The sequence below is a fragment of the Rubrivirga sp. genome, assembly GCF_049648075.1.
Classification (GTDB): Bacteria; Bacteroidota; Rhodothermia; order Rhodothermales; family Rubricoccaceae; genus Rubrivirga.
Map to the genome: position 1 here is coordinate 1 of NZ_JBARYR010000029.1, position 3,930 is coordinate 3,930.

Annotated in this window: 3 protein-coding genes and 1 pseudogene; 3 read left to right on the forward strand and 1 reads right to left on the reverse strand. The window is 70.4% G+C overall.

The genetic code is table 11. The annotated features are described in order from the left end of the window. Positions 1-999 (forward strand): annotated as a pseudogene (locus tag WBA11_RS00820) (DNA photolyase); the annotation flags it as partial. Positions 1,000-1,224: 225 nt separating this feature from the next. On the opposite strand, the gene WBA11_RS00825 reads toward WBA11_RS00820, so the two are convergent. Next, the gene (locus tag WBA11_RS00825; RefSeq protein WP_424518835.1) at positions 1,225-2,943 is read right to left on the reverse strand and encodes a DUF4397 domain-containing protein; all 1,719 of its coding nucleotides are present in this window, start codon (positions 2,941-2,943) and stop codon (positions 1,225-1,227) included. A 178-nt stretch (positions 2,944-3,121) separates the two neighbouring features. Here WBA11_RS00825 and WBA11_RS00830 point away from each other — a divergent pair, with 178 nt between their 5' ends. Both WBA11_RS00830 and WBA11_RS00835 read left to right on the forward strand, forming a co-directional pair. Further along, positions 3,122-3,694 (forward strand): RNA polymerase sigma factor, encoded by a 573-nt coding sequence (locus WBA11_RS00830; protein WP_424518836.1) that lies wholly within the window; start codon positions 3,122-3,124, stop codon positions 3,692-3,694. Next, a partial coding sequence (locus WBA11_RS00835) for a hypothetical protein (RefSeq protein ID WP_424518837.1) occupies positions 3,684-3,930 on the forward strand: 247 nt, incomplete at its 3' end. The genes WBA11_RS00830 and WBA11_RS00835, both read left to right, overlap by 11 nt.

Here is a 3,930-nt window from a genome sequence, read left to right on the forward strand (position 1 = left end):
ATGAACGCCGTGCCCGGCCCGCACCAAGCCACGAAAGCGTTCCGCGCCGCCGCGACCAAGTTGCGAGGGCTCCACCTCGCCACCGACCTCGAGCAAGCACCGGACGTCTCCCGCTACGACGGCGACCTCGAGGTCGAGTCGGACAGCCTGGAGGACGACCTCGACGCGTTTATCGCGACGTGCGGCGTCGACATGACCGTCCCGGCGGCGACGGACTGGGACGGGTCCCGCGCGGCGGCGCTGGACCAGCTGGCGTGGGCCGTGAAGGAGGTGCTGCCCAACTACAACTTTCACCGCAATGACCCGTCGGACCCGACGTCGACGTCGAGGCTGTCGCCCTGGATGCACTTCGGCGTGCTCAGCCCGCGCGAGGTCGCCCTCGACGTCAAGGCCGCCGACGTCCACAGCGCGGCGCGGTGGAAGTTTTTGGACGAGACGCTGACCTGGCGCGAGTACTACCACCACCTAGCCCGCGTCGAGGCGGATCCGGCGTCGTACGAGAACATCCCCAAGCGCGCCCGCGCCACGCTCGAGGCCCACGCGGAGGACGAGCGTCCGCACATCTACTCACTCGATGAGCTGACCCACGCCGAGACGGACGACCCGGTCTGGAACGCGGCCCAGAAGCAGTTCCTGCTCGACGGCTGGATGCACAACAACCTGCGCATGTACTGGGTCAAGCAGATCATCAAGTGGCGCCCGACACCGCAAGACGCGTGGCAGACGGCGTGCCTGCTCAACGATCGTCTCAGCCTCGATGGCCGCGACCCGTCGACCTACGGGAGCATCCAGTGGGGCTTCGGCCGGAGCAAGCTGGCCGCCGTCAAGCCGGTCTACGGAGCCGTCCCGCGCCGCTCGTCCGGTGCCATCCGCCGTCGCGCATCAAAATGGGTCGACGAGCAAGCGGAGCGCCCGGTGACGTTCCGTGCCGCGGAGGTCTCGCCCGAGACGCACGGCCCTCGCCGTCCGACGCCGCCCTACGGCCGCGGCTACCTGTAGCCCGTCCTCGAGGACGAGCTGCCCCCCTGCGGAGACCCGTGCCGGACTGCTCCGTGTCGTCGGTCTCTAATCGACGTCGCGTCGCACCCCTGGCGTGAGCATGCGGGCGAGTGGACCTCGCGAGGCGAGGAGCGGCGAGCAGCCGGCCACAGATCCCCGCAGGGAGGCAGCTCCAAACAGTGCTCCGTCCTCGACGTGGCGACCTCGAGGACGGAGCGACGAACGCTAGCGGACGACCGTCAGCGCTCGTGTCCTGGACCCGGCCGACGTGTCGAGCCGGATGATGTAGGCTCCTGCGGCCAGACCGGCCGTCTCGAGGTCGACCTCGAAGGCGTCGGCGTTCATCTGTCCGTCGACGAGCGTCGCGACCGCCCGGCCGAGAGCGTCGTAGACGACCAGCCGTGCCGAGCCCGCCTCCTCGAGGGAGAACGACAAGCGGGTCGCGCCGACGGCCGGGTTCGGAGCCGGCAGGCCGAGGGCTAGAACTCCGGCTTCCGGTGCCTCGTCGACGCTCACGACGCCGGCCGGAAGCAGGGCCGCGGTCCCGTCCGGGAAGACGGCGAGCAGGCCAAAGGCCGGGCCGTTCTGGTCGTTGTCCGGGGACAAGAAGCCCGACGCCAAGACCATCACGGCCCCGCCGCCCGCCGCCGAAAGGTCAGCGATAAACGAGGCGGCCGTCGTCGTGCCGTCCGCCGTGGTGACGTCGAGCTGGTACGTGTCCGGCTCGACCTCGAGGTAGCCCGTCACGTCGGTGTACGTGGCGTCGTCGACGAGAACGGACCCACCGGTGCGCACGTCGACCGTCGGCGCGTCGGTCGAGCCGTGGACGACACGGATGGCAACACGCGTGTCACCGTTCGACGCCTCCTGCGCATCGCCACCGACCAACAGTTCGAACGCCGTGTCGACGCCGTCTGGGTTCGCTTCGAAGTCACCGGGCGACAAGACGCCGTTGGCGATGAGCTGCGTCGTCGACCCGTCGGGCAGCGAGTACGTCTGGGTAAAGACGGCGTCGCCCGCACTCGAGGACGTGCCCGGCGCGATCGCGACCTCGAGGTCGGTGTCCGCCGGGACGTCGATGAACGGGGACGCCGTGCGGAAGGCGAAGTCGTCCAGCAAGATGTCGCCGTTGACGTAGACGTCGACGGTGGACGCGGCGGGGTCGGCGGCGTTGTGGATCACCTGCAAGCGGGCGATCGAGGACGGGGCTTCTAGAAGCGCCGTGGTCCCATCGGCGAACACGGCGAGCAGACCGAAGCCCGGACCGTCCTGGTTGTCGCCAGGAGTGAGGAAGCCCGACGCCAGGACCGTTACCGCCGCGCCTCCCGCGCCGGTCAGGTCGACCTCGAAGGACGCCACGGTCGCCGCGCCATCAGCCGTCGTCACATCGAGGACGGCGATGAGCGTCGGGAGCGCCAGGTAGCCCGTGATGTCGGTGTACGACGCGTCGTCGACGAGCGGCGGCCCGTCCACGTTCGCGATGCGGACATCGACCGCCGGTGCGTCGGGCGAACCGTGAACCACGCGGACCGCGGCGGCCTCCGTGGAGCCCCCGACCTCGAGGGCGTTCGTACCTGCGAGGAGTTGGAATCCGATGTCGGTCCCGCTCGGGTTGTCCGCGAAGTCGTCGGCATCGAGGACGCCGCTCGCGATGAGTTGGTAGGCGCCGGTCGGTAGGTTGAAGGTTTGGGCCGCGAGCGCGTCGGCGACGCTGGCCGAGGTGCCCGGCGCGACGGCGACCTCGAGGTCGGTATCGGACGGCAGGTCGAGGAACAGCGTGGCCGTGCGGAACTCGAAGTCGTCGAGGGTCAAGTCGCCATTGACGTAGACGTCGACGGTGGAGGCGCTGGGATCGGGCGCGTTGTGGATGACCTGGAGGCGGATCTGGGCCGACGCCGGGAGCGCCAGCAAGATCGCGAGGCCGAGGAGAGTGGCAGTACGCATGGATGTGGGGGAATGGAGTGTTCGGTGCGTCCGAACTGCCAGCGGTACCCGCCACCCCGACCGGCATGACCAGTGGCAAAAACCGAATCGGGGAATCCCCCACCCGTTTCGTCCGAGACTGGTCATTGCCCGCTCGCTGCGGGTACCCCGCACGTCGCCCCCCTCCCTTTCTCCGTTCGTGACCTCCCCGCCTGCCTCTGACGACGCGCTCGCCGAGTGGGCGCGCCGGACCCGGTCGGGCGACCTCGAGGCCTTCGAGGCCCTGTTCCGCCACCTGCACCCGATGCTGACCCGGATCGCTCACTCGCTCGCCGACGGCCCCCAGGCCCAGGACGCCGTCCAAGAGACGTTCGTCCGGCTGTGGGAACAGCGCGAGCGCATCGACCCGGACCGGTCGGTCAAGGCGTACCTCGCACGGTCGGTGCGGAACCGGCTGCTCAACGCCTCGCGTGACGCCCAGACGCGGCGGACGCTCCTGGACCAGAACGCCGCCGAGGTGACCCCGGCCGCCCTCCCACGTCCCGACGCCGACGCCCAGCACCGCACGCTCGCCGACCGACTCGCCACCCTCCTACAGGCCTTGCCCGACCGCCAGCGCCTGGCCATCACCCTGACCCGCTTCGACGGCCTTAGCCACGCCGAGGCCGCCGACGTCATGGCCTGCTCAGCGCGCACCGTCAACAACCACATCGTCCGTGGCCTCCGTACTCTCCGCGACCGCCTCCAGGCGTACGACCTCGATGCCCGCTGACCTCCCCCCCGAACTCCGCTCCGCCCTCGAGGCCGAGACCGACGGCGACGCACTCGCCGAGGTCTGGGAGCGCCTGGGCGACATCCCGGCGCCCACCGCGACCGACGACGACTGGACCGCGCTCCGCGACCGGCTCTCGACCTCGAGGGCGGACGCTCCAACGCGGGCTCCCGACCGAGCGCCCTCGAGGGCGCGACGGAGTCGGTGGAGCGTCGCCGCGCTGGCGAGCGCCGCCG

Coding starts and splice junctions, on each gene's coding strand:
- WBA11_RS00825 (WP_424518835.1), bottom strand. CDS start 2,943: ATGCGTACTGCCACTCTCCTCGGCCTCGCGATCTTGCTGGCGCTCCCG.